This window comes from Kribbella sp. VKM Ac-2566 (assembly GCF_004366005.1).
In the GTDB taxonomy this organism is placed as follows: domain Bacteria; phylum Actinomycetota; class Actinomycetes; order Propionibacteriales; family Kribbellaceae; genus Kribbella; species Kribbella pratensis.
The window spans coordinates 586,034-604,160 of the sequence record NZ_SODT01000012.1 but is presented as its reverse complement, the minus strand read 5'-3'; the positions used below and the strand labels follow the sequence as shown (position 1 = coordinate 604,160).

General features: G+C 69.4%; 19 protein-coding genes. 9 read left to right on the top strand and 10 right to left on the bottom strand.

Annotation, left to right across the window (positions count from 1 at the left end; translation table 11 throughout):
* Both EV647_RS30020 and EV647_RS30015 read left to right on the top strand, forming a co-directional pair.
* Nucleotides 1-1,278 carry a VWA domain-containing protein gene (locus tag EV647_RS30020; protein ID WP_134008844.1) on the top strand — a complete coding sequence of 426 codons (1,278 nt, stop codon included), beginning with the start codon at nucleotides 1-3 and terminating at the stop codon, nucleotides 1,276-1,278.
* Nucleotides 1,275-2,042, top strand: a complete 768-nt coding sequence (locus EV647_RS30015; RefSeq protein WP_134008842.1) for an FHA domain-containing protein — start codon at nucleotides 1,275-1,277, stop codon at nucleotides 2,040-2,042. Before EV647_RS30020 ends, EV647_RS30015 begins: the two co-directional genes overlap by 4 nt.
* Here EV647_RS30015 and EV647_RS30010 read toward each other — a convergent pair.
* Entirely contained in the window at nucleotides 2,039-2,500 is a 462-nt protein-coding gene (locus EV647_RS30010) for a hypothetical protein (protein ID WP_134008840.1), read from the bottom strand. The two genes, EV647_RS30015 and EV647_RS30010, sit on opposite strands and share 4 nt — an antisense overlap.
* Nucleotides 2,501-2,575: 75 nt before the next feature.
* The gene (locus tag EV647_RS30005) at nucleotides 2,576-3,508 is read right to left on the bottom strand and encodes a GNAT family N-acetyltransferase (protein WP_134008838.1); all 933 of its coding nucleotides are present in this window, start codon (nucleotides 3,506-3,508) and stop codon (nucleotides 2,576-2,578) included.
* Between the two features lie 215 nt (nucleotides 3,509-3,723).
* Here EV647_RS30005 and EV647_RS30000 point away from each other — a divergent pair, with 215 nt between their 5' ends.
* Together EV647_RS30000 and EV647_RS29995 are read left to right on the top strand one after the other, a co-directional pair.
* A complete protein-coding gene (locus EV647_RS30000) occupies nucleotides 3,724-4,137 on the top strand; it encodes a ribonuclease domain-containing protein (protein WP_134008836.1) in 414 nt (137 codons plus the stop codon).
* A gap of 54 nt (nucleotides 4,138-4,191) precedes the next feature.
* The gene (locus EV647_RS29995) at nucleotides 4,192-5,142 is read left to right on the top strand and encodes a glycoside hydrolase family 6 protein (protein ID WP_134008834.1); all 951 of its coding nucleotides are present in this window, start codon (nucleotides 4,192-4,194) and stop codon (nucleotides 5,140-5,142) included.
* Between the two features lie 221 nt (nucleotides 5,143-5,363).
* Here EV647_RS29995 and groL read toward each other — a convergent pair whose 3' ends face one another.
* Nucleotides 5,364-6,989, bottom strand: coding sequence for a chaperonin GroEL (gene groL / locus EV647_RS29990; RefSeq protein WP_134008832.1), 1,626 nt, complete (start codon nucleotides 6,987-6,989; stop codon nucleotides 5,364-5,366).
* Between the two features lie 235 nt (nucleotides 6,990-7,224).
* On the opposite strand from groL, the gene EV647_RS29985 reads away from it, so the two are divergent.
* Nucleotides 7,225-7,791 (top strand): GNAT family N-acetyltransferase, encoded by a 567-nt coding sequence (locus tag EV647_RS29985; protein ID WP_134008830.1) that lies wholly within the window; start codon nucleotides 7,225-7,227, stop codon nucleotides 7,789-7,791.
* Here the strand turns inward: EV647_RS29985 and EV647_RS29980 are convergent.
* Genes EV647_RS29980 through EV647_RS29970 form a run of 3 tightly spaced genes read right to left on the bottom strand, consistent with a single transcriptional unit; the run spans nucleotide 7,780 to nucleotide 9,487 of the window.
* Complete coding sequence (locus EV647_RS29980; RefSeq protein WP_134008828.1) at nucleotides 7,780-8,115, bottom strand: MmcQ/YjbR family DNA-binding protein; 336 nt, start codon at nucleotides 8,113-8,115, stop codon at nucleotides 7,780-7,782. The two genes, EV647_RS29985 and EV647_RS29980, sit on opposite strands and share 12 nt — an antisense overlap.
* Nucleotides 8,116-8,150: 35 nt before the next feature.
* Nucleotides 8,151-8,999, bottom strand: a complete 849-nt coding sequence (locus EV647_RS29975) for a PASTA domain-containing protein (protein ID WP_134008826.1) — start codon at nucleotides 8,997-8,999, stop codon at nucleotides 8,151-8,153.
* Nucleotides 8,996-9,487: a SigE family RNA polymerase sigma factor gene (locus tag EV647_RS29970; RefSeq protein WP_202876354.1), complete on the bottom strand. Its 492-nt coding sequence runs from the start codon at nucleotides 9,485-9,487 to the stop codon at nucleotides 8,996-8,998. The genes EV647_RS29975 and EV647_RS29970 overlap by 4 nt, the downstream gene beginning before the upstream one ends.
* A gap of 140 nt (nucleotides 9,488-9,627) precedes the next feature.
* On the opposite strand from EV647_RS29970, the gene EV647_RS29965 reads away from it, so the two are divergent.
* Complete coding sequence (locus tag EV647_RS29965) at nucleotides 9,628-9,969, top strand: PspC domain-containing protein (protein ID WP_134008822.1); 342 nt, start codon at nucleotides 9,628-9,630, stop codon at nucleotides 9,967-9,969.
* A 75-nt stretch (nucleotides 9,970-10,044) separates the two neighbouring features.
* On the opposite strand, the gene EV647_RS29960 is transcribed toward EV647_RS29965, so the two are convergent.
* Both EV647_RS29960 and EV647_RS29955 read right to left on the bottom strand, forming a co-directional pair.
* Nucleotides 10,045-11,010 (bottom strand): glycerophosphodiester phosphodiesterase, encoded by a 966-nt coding sequence (locus EV647_RS29960; RefSeq protein WP_134008820.1) that lies wholly within the window; start codon nucleotides 11,008-11,010, stop codon nucleotides 10,045-10,047.
* 79 nt (nucleotides 11,011-11,089) lie between these two features.
* A complete protein-coding gene (locus EV647_RS29955) occupies nucleotides 11,090-11,698 on the bottom strand; it encodes a lysoplasmalogenase (RefSeq protein ID WP_134008818.1) in 609 nt (202 codons plus the stop codon).
* Between the two features lie 86 nt (nucleotides 11,699-11,784).
* Between EV647_RS29955 and EV647_RS29950 the strand changes: the two genes are divergently transcribed.
* Both EV647_RS29950 and EV647_RS29945 read left to right on the top strand, forming a co-directional pair.
* Nucleotides 11,785-13,506 carry an ABC transporter ATP-binding protein gene (locus tag EV647_RS29950; RefSeq protein WP_134008817.1) on the top strand — a complete coding sequence of 574 codons (1,722 nt, stop codon included), beginning with the start codon at nucleotides 11,785-11,787 and terminating at the stop codon, nucleotides 13,504-13,506.
* Complete coding sequence (locus EV647_RS29945; protein ID WP_134008816.1) at nucleotides 13,503-15,239, top strand: ABC transporter ATP-binding protein; 1,737 nt, start codon at nucleotides 13,503-13,505, stop codon at nucleotides 15,237-15,239. Before EV647_RS29950 ends, EV647_RS29945 begins: the two co-directional genes overlap by 4 nt.
* A 272-nt stretch (nucleotides 15,240-15,511) precedes the next feature.
* Here the strand turns inward: EV647_RS29945 and EV647_RS29940 are convergent, their stop codons facing one another.
* Complete coding sequence (locus tag EV647_RS29940; RefSeq protein ID WP_134008814.1) at nucleotides 15,512-16,054, bottom strand: rRNA adenine N(6)-methyltransferase family protein; 543 nt, start codon at nucleotides 16,052-16,054, stop codon at nucleotides 15,512-15,514.
* A 61-nt stretch (nucleotides 16,055-16,115) separates the two neighbouring features.
* The gene (locus tag EV647_RS29935; protein ID WP_238177454.1) at nucleotides 16,116-17,252 is read right to left on the bottom strand and encodes a CapA family protein; all 1,137 of its coding nucleotides are present in this window, start codon (nucleotides 17,250-17,252) and stop codon (nucleotides 16,116-16,118) included.
* Between the two features lie 77 nt (nucleotides 17,253-17,329).
* On the opposite strand from EV647_RS29935, the gene map reads away from it, so the two are divergent.
* A complete protein-coding gene (gene map, locus EV647_RS29930; protein ID WP_134008812.1) occupies nucleotides 17,330-18,097 on the top strand; it encodes a type I methionyl aminopeptidase in 768 nt (255 codons plus the stop codon).
* The last annotated feature ends 30 nt before the right edge of the window (nucleotides 18,098-18,127 follow it).

The window sequence follows — 18,127 nt, the reverse complement described above, 5'->3', positions numbered from 1 at the left end:
ATGGCTGACTTCACCGCCTCCGTTTACCAGAACGAGTTCCTGCCGGACGGCGGGACCGACGTGCACGCCATCGTCACGGTGACCTGCACCGGTGCCGGCGCCGCAGGGCAGTCCGGCAGCGGCGACGCGGGCGAGATCATCATCGTCGACACCTCCGGCTCGATGGGTCGCGACGGTGTCCAGGCGGCCGCCTACGCCGCGCAGACCGCGCTCGACCAGATCCTCGACGGTGTCTGGTTCGCGGTGATCTCCGGCAACGACCGCGCGCAGCTGGCGTTCCCGCCGTCCGCGGAGCCGGTGATGGTCAAGATGGACCCGTACACCCGGCAGGCCGCCAAGGACGCCGTGTCCCGGTTCTACGCCGACGGCGGGACCGCGATGGGCACGTGGCTGCGGCTCGCGTCGCGGGTGTTCGCCACCGTGCCGTCGCTGACGCAGAAGCACGCCATCCTGCTGACCGACGGCGAGAACCAGCACGAGACGCCGGAGGCGCTGACCCAGACGATCGAGGCGGTGACCGGCCAGTTCCAGTGCGACACCCGCGGCGTCGGCGTGGCCTGGCAGGTCGACGAGGTACGCCGGATCGCGCAGGCCCTGCTCGGCACCGTCGACATCATCCCGGCGCCGGACCAGCTGGCCGCCGAGTTCTCCAAGCTGATCCAGAACGCGATGGGCCGTGGTGTCGCGCAGGCCGATCTGCGCGTGTGGGCGCCGCAGGGTGCGGAGGTGCTGTTCGTCCGGCAGGTCGCTCCGACGGTCGAGGACCTGACGTCCCGGCGTACGGCGATCAACCCGTTGACGGGGTCGTACCCGACCGGGTCGTGGGGTGACGAGTCCCGGGACTACCACGTGGCGATCCGGCTGGCCGCGAAGGCGGTCGGGCAGGAGCAGCTCGCGGCGCGCGTGCAGCTGGTGCTGGGCAACGAAACCGTCGCGCAGGGCCTGGTGAAGGCGCTGTGGTCCGCGGACGAGGCCCTCACCACCCGGATCAGCCCGGAGGTCGCGCACTACACCGGACAGACCGAGCTGGCGCAGGCGATCCAGGACGGTCTGGCCGCGAAGGCCGTCGGCGACACGGCGACGGCGACCACCAAGCTCGGTCGCGCGGTCCAGCTCGCGGCTCAGACCGGCAACGAAGAGGCGACGACGCGGCTGCGGAAGGTTGTCGAGATCGACGACCAGGATACGGGTACGGTGCGGCTGAAGCGGACGGTCGAGAAAGCCGATGAGATGGCGCTCGACACGGCCTCCACCAAGACCACCCGGGTGCGGAAATGACCGTGAACTGTCCTAGCGGACACCCCTCCACCTCCACCGACTACTGCGACGTCTGCGGCCTCCCGATCCCCGCCGGGACACCCGCGGGCAGCGCGGATCCCGCTGCGTCGGCGGCGCCCGCCGCAGCTGCTCCCGATACCTCGGCCACACCTGCTGCCTCCGGTGCGGCTCCAGCGGGACAGTTGTGCCCGAACTGCTCCGATGCGGCCTCAGCGGACGCTCTGTTCTGCGAGAGCTGCGGCTACGACTTCACCACCGGCACCATGCCGCGGCCGGCCTCGTCGCTCGACCTGTCCTCCGGTCCGGCTCCGGCGACACCCCCGGCGACCCCGTCGGCACCGGCCGCGCTGGCCGAGTGGGTCGTCGAGCGCTGGGTCGACCCGGACTGGTACGCCGTACAGCAGAGCGACGACCCGTGTCCGTCACCGGGGTTGCCGACGGTGATCCCGCTGACCGAGAAGAGCCTGCTGATCGGCCGGCCGTCCCGTAGCCGCGGCATCTCACCCGAGATCGACTGTGGCGACGATACCGGCGTCAGCCGCCGGCAGGCCCAGCTGACCACCGACGGCCAGCGCTGGTGGGTGGAGGACCTGCAGTCCTCCAACGGCACGTACGTCGCGTCCGCCGCCGGACCGCTCCCGGAGACCCCGATCGTCCCGGGCCAGCGCCAGGAGCTGAACCCCGACGACCGCGTCTACGTCGGTGCCTGGACCCGTCTCGTGGTCCGCAAGGCAACCCCCGAAGAGCAGGCCGGGCAGGCCTAGGGTGTCGCGCCGGGCTGGGCCTGTCGGGTCCAGCTCGGCGACGGGTTGAAGCACAGCCACTCGATCACAGCCGAACCGATCACGATCGGGAGCAGCCAGGCCCACCACTGGTGCGGCAGGGACACGACCGTGATCGCGGTCCACAGGGCTACCCAGCCGCCGCCGTACCCGCGCAGGACGCCGCGGTACCAGAGTCCTCCTGGCGCCTCGGCCGCGCGCTGGCCGAGGTACACGAACAGGTACGTCGCGATCGTGATCGGCCAGAAGTACCAGAGCCGGCCCCAGTCGTACGGGACCATCACGAGCGCGGTCAGGCAGACCAGCGCGAGCGTCCAGTGGTAGACCTCGCCCGCCCAGTTCAGCCCGCGGCGACGCAGCGTGAGCACGATCGCCACCGGGCCGAACACCACCGCGAGGACTCCGGCCAGGACATGCAGGATCAAAGCGATGTCACGCATCGCCCCGCTCCCCCGAACCTCTCTGACATGTCAGGGAGCATAGGGATTCGGGGCGTGCGCGTCTCTACCTCGCGCTCAGTTCGCCGGGAAGGCGAGAACTCGGCGTACGGCGAACTTGCGGTACCCCTGGCGCTCGAAACTCTTCGCCATCGGCACGTTGCCGAAGTCGGTGTCGGCCCGGATGTCCTCGGCGCCGGTCTCCGCCAGCTGATGCGTGATCTCGGCCAGCAGGTCGTCGCTCAGCCCCTGCGCGCGGTGCTCCGGCACGACTCCGAGGTATCCGACGACCGGCCCGCCCGCGTTGGCCGACGGGATCTCGAACCCGACCAGCTCGCCGTCACCGTTGTACGCGAGCCGCCACCAGTCCCGGTCACCCGGCATCGACTTGTAGATCGCCAGCTCTTCCCGCGCCGCGGCCTCGGCGCCGAGTCGCGCGATCTCCCGCGCGGTCCCGGAGTCCAGGCTGCCCTGGCTGACCCGCATGAACACGTCGACGAACGCCTCGTCGTCGGCCGGCTCGAACTTCAGCCGGGTGGACCGTTCCGGCAGGCCGTACGCCGGCCTCCACTCGTAACGCAGCCGATCGGTGATCCCGGTCATCCCGACAGCGGCTGCCGCTGCGCTCCGGGCCTGCAGCGCAGCGACGACGTCCGGATTGTCTTGCCAGTCGCTGTCCAGGAAGAAGTGGTACTCCGGCGGCTCCGCGTCGGCCGGCCGGGACGCGACGGCGTACTTCAGCAGCTCGGTCCACACCGGGACGGGGTCTCCGTCACCGCGGTAGTAGAGGCCGTCGATGCTGTACGGGTGGGTCTCGCCCGGGACGCCCCACCAGATCACGAGGGCCTGGATCGTGCCGTTCTCCTCGACGACCCAGTTCCAGTCGTGCTTGTAGTAGCCGCGGGCAACGTACTCGCGGTACCGCTCGACGGTGACGGTGTTGACGGACTTCTGCTCGATCAGAGCAAGGATGGTGTCGAGGTCTGCCTCGACGGTGTTGCGGATGGTCACAGATCCTCCAGCAGGAGGCGCGCCACTCCGCTCAGTGCGAGCTGTGCGAGCGGATCGGGCACGCCGGGAAACAAGTCAGTGTGTTCATCGGTGGCTCCTTCCGCTCCGGGATCTCTCTCGCCGGGCCAGACTTTAGGGGTACGGCGGGGTCATAGTCCACCTGTTATTCACAGCTGGGATGTACCGGCGTCGTTGCGGGCGGGAAGCCTCCGGGCATGAGAACCCTCATCGCCGCCGTGACCCTCGCTGCTACCGCAGCCTTCGGCTCCACGGCCTACGCCGCCCCGACCCCTTCGCACAGGTCGTCGTACGTCGCCTCGCCGTACGTCACCGCGATCGACACCTGCGCGCTCAGCTCGCTGCCGTCGCAGGCCGCCGACACCCTCGACCTCATCCACTCGGGCGGACCGTTCCCGTACGACCAGGACGGCACCGTCTTCTCCAACCGGGAGGGCATCCTCCCGGACGAGTCCAGCGGGTACTACCACGAGTACACCGTGATCACGCCCGGCTCACCCGACCGCGGCGCCCGCCGGCTGGTCGGCGGCGGCGCGATGACCACGCCCGACCACGTCTACTACACCGGCGACCACTACTCCTCGTTCTGCGAGGTCGACGAAGACAGTTGATCTGGCTGCGAGTAATGTCGTCGGCACGTTGAGTGATCAGGAGGATCCTTCACGATGCCGACCACGCGTCCGGTTGTTGCCTTCCTTGTGCTGACCGCCGCGCTGCTCGTCTTCGGCCGGCCCGATTCCGGGCTGGCCGAGGCGACCGGCGATCCGTTGAAGCTCACCACCGGGTTCTACGTCGACCCGGCCTCGCCCGCGGTCGCTTACGTACGGCGGCATCCGGAGGACACCGAACTTGCGTCGAAGATCGCCGCGCAGGCGTCGGCGCGGTGGGTCGGCGCCTGGAGCGGGGACGTGAAGGCGGGCGTCACGGCGTACACGACGGCAGCGGACACCGCGGACAAGTTGCCGGTGCTGGTGACGGACAACCTCCCGGGACGCCAGTGCGGGATCGGTGGCGGGGCCGCGACGGACGCGGCGTACCGGACCTGGATCGCGGCTGTGTCGGCCGGGATCGGGACGCGGCCGGCGGTCGTGGTTCTCGAGCCGGACGCGCTGGCGCGGCTCGACTGCTACCCGACGCCGGAGTGGGACGGGCGGCTCGCGCTGCTGAAGTACGCCGTCGGCGTGTTCGCGGCCAAGAACCCGAACACGTGGACGTACCTCGACGCCGGGAACGTGACGTCCGGTGACGCGAAGGAGATGGCGCGCAGGCTGCGGCTCGCGGACATCGGCAAGGTCCGCGGGTTCGCCCTGAACACCGCGAACTACTTCACCACCGAGCAGTCGGTGTCCCGCGGCACCGAGATCCTGCAGGCCCTCGGCGGCGGCACCCACTACGTCATCGACACCAGCCGCAACGGCAACGGCTCCGACGGCAGCTCCTGCAACCCACCCGCCCGCAAACTCGGCACTCCCCCAGCGCGCACCTCCGCCCCCGTGGACCTCCACCTGTGGCTGCGTACGCCAGGCGAGTCCGACGGCCCCTGCGGCCTGACCCCGGACCTCCCAACGCGCACGTTCTCTCCGGTGCTCGCCCACCACCTGATCACCGGCACCTGACCGCCGAGAGTCGGGGCAGCGCCCGCGCGCCGGTGCCGTTGAACAACTAATAACCGGTGCACCGCCACCCGTTCCTTTTCAACGCCCGCACAGACGCAAGAGGCCCCGGGACCTCTTGGCGTACTGCGTGCTGTTGGCCTCCCATCCCTACAACACAAAAGGTCCCGGGCGTTGGCCCGGGACCTTTTGTTCTTGCTGTGTGCTGTTGGACTACTTCTGAATCAGAAGTCCATGCCGCCCATGTCTGGCGCGCCGCCCGGAGCGGCTGCTGCCTTCTCCGGCTTGTCGGCGATGACGGCCTCGGTGGTGAGGAACAGGGCCGCGATGGACGCCGCGTTCTGCAGCGCCGAGCGCGTTACCTTGGCCGGGTCGATGATGCCGGTGGCGATCAGGTCGACGTACTCACCGGTCGCGGCGTTCAGACCGTGACCCGGCTCGAGGTTGCGAACCTTCTCCACCACGACGCCGCCCTCGAGGCCGGCGTTCACTGCGATCTGCTTCAGCGGCGCCTCGACGGCCTTGCGCACGATCTCCGCACCGGTCGCCTCGTCACCGTCGAGCTCCAGCTTCTCGAACGCCACCACGGACGCCTGCAGCAGGGCCACGCCGCCACCGGCGACGATGCCCTCCTCGACGGCCGCCTTCGCGTTGCGAACGGCGTCCTCGATGCGGTGCTTGCGCTCCTTCAGCTCGACCTCGGTGGCCGCGCCGACCTTGATGACCGCAACACCGCCGGCCAGCTTGGCCAGGCGCTCCTGCAGCTTCTCGCGGTCGTAGTCGGAGTCCGACTTCTCGATCTCGGCACGGATCTGGTTCACCCGGCCGGTGATCTGGTCCGCGTCGCCCGAGCCCTCGACGATGGTCGTCTCGTCCTTGGTGACGACGATCTTGCGGGCCTGGCCGAGCAGCTCCAGGTCGACGGTGTCGAGCTTGAGGCCGACCTCCTCGGAGATCACCTCGCCGCCGGTGAGGACGGCGATGTCGACCAGCATGGCCTTGCGGCGGTCACCGAAGCCCGGCGCCTTGACGGCGACGGCCTTGAAGGTGCCCTTGATCTTGTTCACGACCAGGGTGGCCAGGGCTTCGCCCTCGACGTCCTCGGCGATGATCGCCAGCGGCTTGCCGGTCTGCATGACCTTCTCCAGCACCGGGACCAGGTCCTTGATGCTGCCGATCTTGCTGTTCACGACCAGGATGTACGGGTCGTCGAGGACGGCCTCCATCCGGTCCGTGTCGGTCACGAAGTACGGCGAGATGTAGCCCTTGTCGAAGCGCATACCCTCGGTGAGCTCGAGCTCGAGGCCGAAGGTGTTGCTCTCCTCGACGGTGATGACACCTTCCTTGCCGACCTTGTCCATCGCCTCGGCGATGATCGAGCCGACCTGGGTGTCCGCGGCCGAGATGGACGCGGTCGCCGCGATCTGCTCGCGGGTCTCGACCGGCTTGGCCAGCGCCAGCAACTGCTCGCTGACGGCCTCGGTCGCCTTCTCGATGCCCTTCTTCAGGCCCATCGGGTTGGCGCCGGCGGCGACGTTGCGCAGCCCCTCGCGGACGAGAGCCTGAGCCAGCACGGTGGCGGTGGTCGTACCGTCACCCGCGACGTCGTCGGTCTTCTTGGCAACTTCCTTGACGAGCTCGGCCCCGATCTTCTCGTACGGGTCCTCGAGCTCGATCTCCTTGGCGATGGAGACGCCGTCGTTGGTGATCGTGGGGGCGCCCCACTTCTTCTCCAGAACGACGTTGCGGCCCTTCGGGCCGAGCGTCACCTTGACGGCGTCGGCGAGGGTGTTCATTCCCCGCTCGAGGCCGCGGCGCGCCTCTTCATCGAAAGCAATCAGCTTGGGCATTCTCCGCGAGTCCTCCCGCGTCGAGTCATTGGTGGTTCAGCCGGCCGGGATGCCCGCGACGGACGGCACCGACCCGCGACGCTCATGTCCCGCCGCGCTCCGGCACCTCATCGAGGCCGTCTTCTTGCACACTCCACCGGGCGCGAGCATTATCACTCTCACCCATGGAGTGCTAACCAAGTATTAGCACTCGACCCAATCGAGTGCAAGCCAGCCCCCGGGCTACGGTGCTCCTATGGTGCACGTACGCCCGGCCGGACCGGACTCCTGGCCCGACGTCGCGACCGTCATGGGCGAGCGCGGCGACCCGTCCCGCTGCTTCTGCCAGTACTTCCGCCTCCGCGGCAAGGCGTGGTCCGGCAGCAGCCCGGAGAACAACCGCGAGGCCCTCAGGAGTCAGGTCTGCGACGACGAGCAACCGCCCGGCGTTCTCGCGTACGACGGGAACGCCCCGGTCGGCTGGTGCGCCGTCGGACCGCGTACGTCGTACCCGCGGGTGCTCGCCTCACCCAACTGGCGCACGGACCACCCGGACGCCTGGGTGATCACGTGCTTCGTCGTACCGGTAGGGCACCGCCGCCAGGGCATCGCCGGAGAGCTGGTCCACGGCGCCCTCGACCTGGCCCGCTCCCACGGCGCCCGCACGGTCGAGGCCTGCGCCGTCGACACCACGATCGCCGGCCGCATCCCGTCCGCCGACTTGTATCGCGGCCCGCTGTCCGTCTACCTCGACGCCGGCTTCACCGAAGTCAGCCGCACCAGCCCGCAGTGGGTGCTGGTCCGCCGTGGTTCAGCTGGTTAGCTGGGCGATCAGGTACTTCGGGGCGGTGAGGCGCCAGGCTTCTGTGACCAGTTCGCGGAGCTCTTCCTCGTCGGCGAGGTCTACCTGGATGAGGAGCCAGGCAAAGCGGCCGCTCGCCCAGGACGGGGCGTAGACCTCGGGGTTCTCCGCGACGAGCGCCTCCTGCTCCTCGCGGAGTGCCTTCAGGTGCAGGCGGGTCTGGTCCTCGGACAGGTACGCGAAGCTCTTGTTGCGGACCTTGAAGACCGGCTGCCCCGCCCACCCCTCCTGCTCCTCGGCGCCCGGCAACCCCGCCATCACCTTCACCACCGCCTGCACGTCCATACCCAGCACGCTAGGCGGCCCCACCGACACTTTCCTCAGCCCGCAACCGTCACCGTCACCGTCGAGCCGACGGGCAGCAGCGTCCCGACAGCGGGCGAGACGCCGAGGATGGTGCCGTCCGGATAGCTGGGCGACATCACCCGCTTGTACTGCACCTTCAGTCCCGCGGCCGTCAGCAAAGGCGTGTAGCTGCGTGCGAGCGGTCCCGTTGGCGCGCCTCCGAGAGACGAGTAGCTGGGAACACCGGACCGGTCCCGCAGGATCTGGATCCGGTCCAGGATCCGATCGACGTCCTCGGCGCTCGTGGACGACTCGGCGTAGAACCACACCTTGAGCGACGGAATACCCACGGCGCCGATGCACACCCTGGTGCCCTGCCAGCCGCCCATGCAGCTCGTTCGCTGACGCTCAGCCCGCACCCCGTCGACCAGGATCGTCTCGTCGGCGTGGTAGCCGAGGCTCGGCGGCACACCGGTCAGCTGCACGCTCTCGACACCCTTCGGCCGATCCGACTTACAGAGGTGCACTGCGCTGGGATCGTCTATCTGAACGGTGTCCTGGTACGGCGTGCCGCAGCTGCTCTTGTTGGTCGGCCAGGCGGCCGGGATGGCGATGGCTGCGTGGCCGAAGCCGACCAGGCGCATCGCCGGCGGTGGCGGGACTGGGGTCGGTGAGGTGACCGGAGCAGTCTGCGTGGGCGAGGTCAGCAGGCTCGAGCCGGCGATCACTGCACCCACAGCTACCACGGTCACCCCGGTGATTCCCGCAGTACGACGTCTGCGTCGGCGGGCGGCTCCGGCCCGGACGGCGGCCAGTGGCGGTGGGCCGACCGGGGTGTGGTCGGCGGTGTCTTCCAGCAACTCGGTCAGTTTGGTCTCGATCATCGGGGTTCTCGCAGTTCTGTCAGGTGTGGGTCCTGTGCCAGGGCCTTCACCGCGCGGGACAGTCGGCTCTTGACCGTTCCCGGGGCGACACCCAGTACGGACGCCATCTGCTGCTCGCTCAGGTGCGCGTAGTACCGCAGTACGACGGCTGTGCGCTGGTCGCCAGGCAGGCGGTCGAGTGCGCGCATCACGGCGTCCGTGTCGTCGACCCCTGCCGTCTGGTCACCGCTCGGGGACTCCGGGAGCGACGCGGACGGCAGCTCGCCGTGCCAGCGACGTCTGCGGGAGGAGCGGAAGCAGTTGACCAGTACGCGGTGCACGTAGGCGTCACGGTCCTCGGCTGCCCGTACCCGGTTCCACTTGAGCAGGCAGCGCTCCAGCGCGGACTGGACGAGGTCCTCGGCTTCGGACGGCGTACAGCCGAGCAGAACCGCGGACCGCACCAGCGTGGGCCAGCGTGCGGTGACGTACTCGGTGAACTCGTCCATACCCCTCCTCATCCCCTCCTCACCCTTAGAGACAGGCTGGGGGACGCGGTGGGTTCCACGAAAGTCGTCGGGGTCGGCTCAGGGGTCGGTCGGTACCGATCCTGATGTGGCGCAAGGCCCCGGAGCGGGAGAGTAGAGCCATGACGAACTCCAACGCACCGTTCCAGAACCTGTCCGGCAAGGTCCTCCGTCGTTCCGCCAACCAGCGGATGCTCTCCGGCGTGTCCGGCGGCATCGCCGACTACCTGAACGTCGACGTGACCCTGGTCCGCCTCGGCTGGGTCGGCCTCACCCTGATCACCGGCGGCGCCGCAATGATCGGCTACGCGGTCGCCTGGATCGTGATGCCGGAATCCGACGGCAAGGCGGTCTGGCAGAACGTCCAGCAGTCGGTCAACCAGAACCAGACCCAGGACACCACCGAGAACGACATCGCCTCCCGCCTCTACGACGACACCAACAACAAGCCCCCGGCAGCGTGACGGTCCCTGCGCCCACACCGGGCGCAGCTCCCCCAGCGGGGTGACCGCAAGCAGCGGGCACCCCGCTGCTGCTTGCTAGACGTTCAGCACCGATGTGCGGAGTGCTGCGACGGCCTGGTCCGGGTGGTCGGCGAAGATGCCCTGGAGGCCCAGGGCGGCGAAGCGGGTCAGTTCGGTCGGGAGGTCGGTCCCGGTCGGCAGGAAGCGGCGCTCGGCGCGGAACGTCCAGACCTGGACGCCCAGACCGGCGCGGTGGGCGTGGTCGACCAGGCGGGTGGGTTCCCCGAGGCAACCGTCCGCGCTCCGCGGCACGACCAGGTCCTTGCACGGCGCCAGCACCTGCGCGTACGTCGCGATCTCCCGGAGCCCCCGAGGCTCGATCAGGTCGGCGTACGTACGCCCGTCACCGGTCCGCAGGAAGTCGTTCGGCGCGCTCCCGGAGTCGACCAGCTGCACCAGCGGCACTCGCGTCATCACCGACAGCCGCCGCAGGCTCGTCGGCTCGAACGACTGGATCATGATCTCGTCCGGACGCAGCCCGAGCGCCAGGATGCGCTCGGTGAGCAGCTCCTCCAGCGGCAGGCCGAGCCGCCGGAAGTATGTCGGATGCTTGATCTCCGGCAGTACCCCGATCGGCCGTCCCAGCCGCGCCGACTCCCGGCGCGCGAGCGCGACCACCTCGTCGAAGGTGGGGATCTCCTCCAGCCCGTCGTACGCCGTGTTGCCCGCCCGGAGCGCGGGCATCCGCTCCCGGGCCCGGAGCGTCCGCAGCTCGGCGAACGTGAAGTCCTCGACGAACCAGCCGGTGACGGCGGTCCCGTCGACGATCTTGGTGATCCTCCGGTCGGCGAACACCGGGTGCTCCGCGACGTTCGTCGTACCGGAGATCTCGTTCTCGTGCCGGCAGACCAGGACGCCGTCGAGAGTGGCGACCAGGTCGGGTTCCAGGTAGTCGGCGCCCTGCGCCGCGGCCAGCCGGTAGGCCGCCGGCGTGTGTTCCGGGCGGTAGCCACTCGCTCCCCGATGCGCGATCACCAACATGGATCCAGGACAGGGGCCGGACATGACCCGGCGGGAACCCGTTGCCCAACGCAAGGTGAAGGTCTACCGACCGTCACCGTCACCGCGTGTGCTTCGCCCCCGGCAGCAGATTGCCGGCCAGCAGATACTGCGCGACGCAGTACGTCGCCATCACCAGATAGCCGCGTGCCGCGAAGTCATGCCCCGCCAGACCCGCGCCGATGAGCCCGTCCGAGATCAGGAACAGTGCACCGCCCAGTCCGGCCTGCCAACCGTTCCACCCGCTCGTGACAGCCGTGGCAGTGACCAGCAGCGAGTACACCGCCACTGGGATCCGGTTGTCCCCCAGACCAGGCCACAGCAGGACCAGTGCGCCCGCCCAGACCACGCCGTACGCCGCCAGCACGACCAGGGACCGTCGGCGCGCACGACGTGCGTACAGCACCACGTAACAGGCATGTGCCACGCCGAACGCCAGCATGCCCGGTAGCAAGTGGTCGATCTGCAGCAGGAAGTCACCGGCGAGTGACGCGGCCAGTGCGACCAGCAACGTGACCGGACCGCCGTTCAGCCGCGCCCAGACGGCCAGCGTCGGCATCAACAGCACCTTGGCGATCGCCTGGGACCACGTCTCGCCGATCCCGATCGTCACCAGATGCGCCGCCGTCAGCGCGCCGTACGCGAGCAGCCAGCCCCGTCCCCTCGTCATGGCGTAGATGGTGCCGGTTCGGGGGGTCCATAGGTGCGATTAATTCGCATGCAACTGTCGGAGGCGGCACCTAGCCTGAGAAGGCTATGAGACAACTGCCGCTCGCCGATCCCGGCGTCCCGAACCATCGCTCGCCGGCTCGCTACCTGTGGTGGGTCGCGGGCGGTCAGGCACGCACGCTCGCGGGCGGGATGGCGTTCGGCATCCTGTGGATGGCGGCGCAGGCCTTCGTCCCGGCGATTCTCGGGCGGGCGATCGACGAGGGCATCGCGGCGCGCGACGGCGAGCGGCTGCTGCGCTGGACCGCGCTGCTGTTCGCGGTCGGCGTGGTGCAGGCGACGGCAGGCATCATGCGGCACCGGTTCGCGGTCACCAACTGGCTGACCGCGGCGTATCGGACGGTGCAGGTGGTGACGCGGAAATCGGCCGATCTCGGCGCGACGCTGCCCAAGCACCTGGCCACCGGCGAGGTGGTCAGCGTCGGCGCGGGCGACCTCGCGTACATCGGGAACCTGATGGAGGTCTCGGCCCGGTTCGCGGGCGCGATCGTCGCGTTCGCGGTGGTCGCGGTGATCCTGCTGTCGTCGTCGACCGTGCTCGGCCTTGTCGTGCTCATCGGCGTACCGGTCATGGTGTTCTGCCTGGGTCCGATGCTGCGGCCGCTGCACAAGCGGCAGTCCGCGCAGCGCGAGGCCGTCGGCGAGCTGAACTCGCTGGGCTCGGACATCGTGGCCGGACTGCGGGTCCTGCGCGGCATCGGCGGCGAGGAGTCGTTCTCGCGGCGCTACCGGAGCGAGTCGCAGCAGGTGCGGAAGGCCGGCGTACGGGTGGCCGGCATCCAGTCCGTGCTGGACGCGGCGCAGGTCCTGTTGCCTGGCATCTTCGTCGTGCTGGTGGTCGGCCTGGGTGCGCACTTCGCTCTGCGCGGTGACCTCAGTGCCGGCTCACTGGTCGCGTTCTACGGGTATGCGACGTTCCTCGTGCTCCCACTGCGTACGGCGACCGAGTTCGCCAACCAGTTGATGCGTGGACTCGTCGCAGCGGGCCGGGTCATCCGGGTGCTGAAGCTGGAGACCGACATCGTCGACCCGGCGACACCGGTGCGGCTGCCGGACCACGGCGACCTGGTCGACCCGGTCTCGGGCGTCCGCGCACGCGACGGGCTGCTCACCGCAATCGTCTCCGCGGAGCCAGAACGCTACGACAAGCTCGCAGACCGCCTAGGTCGGTACGACGACGCCAGTGAGGTCAGGTACGGCGGTGTGACGCTGGCCAGTGCTACGCGGGCAGACGTCCGGGAGCGGATCCTGGTGAGTGACACGGGCTCCCAGCTGTTCACCGGTGTGTTGCGCACGGAACTGGACCCATCAGGTCGCCGTACTGACGAAGAACTGATGGCCGCGCTCCGTACGGCGTCCGCCGAGGACGTGCTCGACGCGCTGCCGGACGCGCTCGACTCGGAGGTGGAGGAGAAGGGCCGCTCGTTCTCCGGCGGACAGCGCCAGCGACTGGTTCTGGTACGCGCACTGCTCGCGGATCCGTCCGTGCTCGTCCTGGTCGAGCCGACCTCGGCCGTGGACGCGCACACCGAGGCGCGGATCGCGGACCGGCTGCGCGACCACCGGTCCGGCCGCAGCACCGTCGTACTGACCGCGAGCCCGCTGCTGCTGGACCGCGTCGACGAGGTGATCTTCGTCGCCGGCGGCCGTGTCGTTGCCACCGGCAAGCACCGCGAGCTGCTCGAGAGCACACCGCAGTACCGCACGACCGTCACCCGCCAGACCGAAGAAGAGGAGGCCCTCCGATGAGGCAGATCCTGCCCGTGGCCGGGCCGGCCGAGGTTCGGCGGCATGCCCGGCGACTGGCCCGGCGGCACCCGCGCAGCCTGACGATCGCGCTGGTGCTGCACGGGCTCGCGGCGGTGAGCGGGCTCGCGGCGCCACGGCTGATCGGCAACCTGGTGCAGGGCGTACAGAACGGCACGACCGCGGCCAAGGTCGACCTGGTGATCATCGTGATCGCCGGGTTCATCGTCGCGCAGTCGCTGCTGACCCGCTGGGCGCGGTACCGGTCGTTCGCGCTGGGCGAGCAGGTGCTGGCCGAGCTGCGCGAGGAGTTCGTCGACAACGCGCTCGCGCTCCCGATCGGCACGGTCGAGCGGGCCGGCACCGGCGACCTGCTGTCGCGGACGTCGCGGGACGTCGACACACTGTCCCGCACCGTGCGGTTCGCCGTACCGGAGACGATCATCGCGTTCGTCACCGTGATCTTCACCGTGGTCGCCACGCTGCTGGTCGGCGTCTGGGTGCTGGTGCCGATGGTCGCGATGGTCCCACTGCTGTGGCTGAGCACGAAGTGGTACCTGCGCCGCGCCAAGGACGGGTACCTCCGCGAGAACGCGGCGTACGCGCAGATGACCAGCTCCCTCGCGGAGACGGTCGAAGGCGCGCGGACGGTCGAGGCTCTGCGCCGGTACGACGACCGTGTGCGGCGCGGTGATGCGGACATCCGCGGAAGCTATTTGGCCGAGCGGTACACGCTCTTCCTGCGCACGGTCTACTTCCCGGCCGCCGAGCTCGGGTACTTCGTGCCGCTCGTGGTAACGCTGCTGTTCGGCGGCTGGATGCACCTCAACGGTCACGCCTCGCTCGGCGCCGTGACAGCCGCCGTCCTGTACGTGAACCAGCTGCTCGACCCGGTCGACCGGTTGCTGTCCTGGCTGGACGAGCTCCAGTCCGGCGGTGCGGCGTTCGCGCGGCTGCTCGGCATCAGCGACGTACCGGACGACCGGACGCCGTCGGGGCGCGCGCCTTCCGGTGAGCTGGTCGAGGCGAAGGACGTTCGGTTCTCGTACGTCGAGGGCCGCGACGTGCTGCATGGTGTCGACCTGACGATCCAGCCGGGCGAACGGATCGCGATGGTCGGGCCGTCCGGTGCGGGCAAGTCGACGCTGGGTCGGTTGGTCGCGGGCATCCATCCGCCGCGGACCGGTTCGGTGACGGTCGGCGGTGTGGGGATGACGGAGCTGCCGCTGGACGAGCTGCGCAAGCGGGTCGCCCTGGTTACCCAGGAGCACCACGTCTTCGTCGGAACGCTGCGGGACAACCTCTCGATGGCTCGTCCGTCCGCGACGGACGCGCAGCTGCTCGACGCGCTCGGTGCAGTGGACGCACGTGAGTGGGCAGAGGCGCTGCCGGACGGGCTCGACACTCGCGTCGGGTCCGGACAGCTTGCGTTGACGCCGGCGCAGGCTCAGCAGTTGGCACTGGCGCGGCTGGTGCTGGCCGATCCGCACACGCTGGTCCTCGACGAGGCGACGTCGCTGATCGACCCACGGGCTGCGCGGCACATGGAGCGCTCGCTGGCCGCCGTACTGGAAGGCCGGACGGTCATCGCGATCGCCCACCGGCTCTACACCGCCCACGACGCCGACCGGGTCGCTGTGGTGGAGGACGGCCGCATCTCGGAGCTGGGCAGTCACGACGAGTTGGTCGCCCGCCAAGGCTCGTACGCCGCCCTGTGGAACTCCTGGCACGGCTGACAGCAACGCACGCACCGGTCACGACAACCCACCGCAACACACGCACCGGTCACGCCACAGCAACGCCTGGACCGGTCACGACAACCCACCGCAACGGATGGACCGGTCGCGGCGACCCACCGCAACGCACGCACCGGTCACGCCACAGCAACGCCTGGACCGGTCACGACAACCCACCGCAACGGATGGACCGGTCGCGGCGACCCACCGTGCTGGCGGCGGTCCTAACACCTCCCCCGCCCCCGAGCGAAGCGAGGGGGCGGGGTGTCTTTCTAGCGCTTGCGTAGTAGGAGAACTGCTGAATCGACATGCGGCGGTGGGGTGAAAGCTTTGCGGGGAAGGCGAAGCCCGAGCGACGGGTCGTAGTGGCGGAACCACCGGTTCGCCCCGGGTGCGTCACCGCGAACCCACCGATTCGCCACCTGCCGCTGCAGCACCAGATCCGCCGACACCAGGCGTGAACCCGGCGACAGCAAGCGCTTCAGCAACAAGGTAGAGATGTTGTACGGCGGACTCGACACCACCCGGAACGGCCGCGACGGCAGGCGCAGATCACCGGCATCGGCCCGGACGACCGTCACCGGCGCGTCCGCGAACCGCCGGCGCAACCGATCGGCACGACCGGGATGGAGTTCGACAGCGACCACCCGGGCGCCGGCCCGGACCAGCGGAGCGGTCAGCGCGCCGAGTCCGGCCCCGACGTCGAGGACGAGCTCGCCGGGCGTGATCCCGGCCGCGTCCACAACCCGTTGGGCCCAACGACTATCGAGCGGATGCCATCCCCAGGCACCCCTCGCCTGCCCGGAGGCGGGCACGACGGACCATCACGAAGTACGTAATCATGCGCCCGACCCTAGACCGCCGCGACGCCTTGACTCAAAGCATTTTCGGCGTCGCGCCCAATGCTGTCACGGTCTCCGTCGTACGGCGCTGCGCCAGTTCGAGGCGACTACGCCGAGGTGTGTCCTTCGCGAGCTCCCGTCGGACATCGAGGACTCGCACCGGCAGGTCGTCGGTCATCAGGAGCGGTGCGTACTCGGCCGCGGTCGTCCAGCGGTCGCCGCTGCGGGTGAACGTGAAGCGGGCCAGCAGACCTTCGGCCTTGGTGCTGTTCGGTTCGCGATGCGCGGCGACCAGGTTGCCGAGTCCGTACGCGACCCACTTGCCGTCGATCTGCTCCATCGGCTGCACGACGTGCGCGTGGTGGCCGATCACCAGGTCGATGTTGCTGTCGGCAAGCAGTTGCGGAGCGACCTCGCGCTGCTGGTCGTTGAGCTTGTTCGAGTACTCCGTACCCCAGTGGCAGCTGACCAGCACGAGGTCGGCGCCGCGGTCGCGAGCCTCCTGGGCCTTCAGCTTGATCGTCTTCGTGCTGATCTTGCCGGCCCGCCAGGTCTCACCGTCCGGGTACAGCAGCCCGTTGAAACCGAAGGTGAAACTCAGCGATGCGACCTTCACTCTCCCGACGTCGACGATCGTGATCTGCTCCGCCTCGGCCCGCGATCGCGCCGTACCGGCATGCTTGAGTCCGACCTTGTCCAACGTGTCGAGCGTCCGGTCGATGCCGGCCGCGCCGCCGTCGAAGCTGTGGTTGCTCGCGGTCGTGCAGAGGTCGTAGCCGGTCTGCTTCAGCGCCGTGGCGATCTGCGGCGGACCCTGGAAGAGCGGGTAGCCGTGGTACGGACCGCCATCGCGAGCCAGCGGTGTCTCCAGGTGCGCGATCGCGAGATCCGCTTTCTGGACAAGGGGTTTCACGCTGCTCATCAGCGGCGCGAAGTCCCAGTGGCCGTTGTCGCCGTCGCGTTTCGCGGTGGTCCACAGACGTTCGTGCAGCAGTACGTCGCCGGTCGCGACGACCGTGACCTTGTCGGTCGGCTTGCTCTGCTTCGGTTGCGCACTCTTCGTAGGCTGACCGCCCGTATCCGCGAACGTGTCCGCCATGCATCCGCTGGTCGCCACCGCCGCGGCTCCAGCGAGCATTCCCCCGAGCACCGCGCGTCGTCGTACTGCCATTCCCGTCCCCCAAAACCCTTGTTGTCGTTGAAGACGCCGCGCAGGTCCGGTTGGTTGGGGTTGTGGTAGAAGGAATCATGGTCGAGTTGAAGACGCCGGCGCAGATCGAGCAGATGCGCGCAGCCGGGCGGGTTGTCGGCACCGCGCTCGCAACGGTGAAGAAGGAGGCCGCGGTCGGCGTCTCCTTGCGTGAACTCGACGAGGTGGCTCGCGAGGTACTGCGTTCCGCCGGGGCGGTGTCGTTGTTCGACGGGTACCAGCCCGGGTTCGCGACCTCGCCGTTCAGCGGCGTGATCTGTACGTCGGTGAACGACGCCGTACTGCACGGGCTGCCGTCCGATCAGCGGCTCGCCGACGGCGACCTGCTCAACGTGGACTGCGGCGCTTCCGTCGACGGGTGGTGTGCGGACTCGGCGATCAGCTTCTGCGTCGGTACGCCGCGGGCCGAGGACCTGGAACTGATCGCGACGACCGAAGAGGCGCTCGCCGCGGGGATCGCGGCCGCTGTCGAGGGCAACCGGATCGGCGACATCGGCGCCGCTATCGGAGAGGTCGGGAACCGGGCCGGCGTCGGCACCAACCTGGACTTCGGCGGCCACGGCGTCGGCCGCCGCATGCACGAGGATCCGCACATCCCCAACGGCGGCCGCCCCGGCCGAGGCCTCAAACTCCGCGCCGGCCACGTCTTCGCGATCGAGCCCTGGTTCTGGTCCGGCCCCGGATCCACCTACAGCATCGACGAGGACGGCTGGACCCTCCGCTCCGCCGACCGAACCCGCGGCGCCCACGCCGAACACACCATAGCCATCACCCCCGAAGGCCCCCAGATCCTCACCCTCCCGTAGCCGAACCCCGGCGGGTTGGGGAGGATTTTG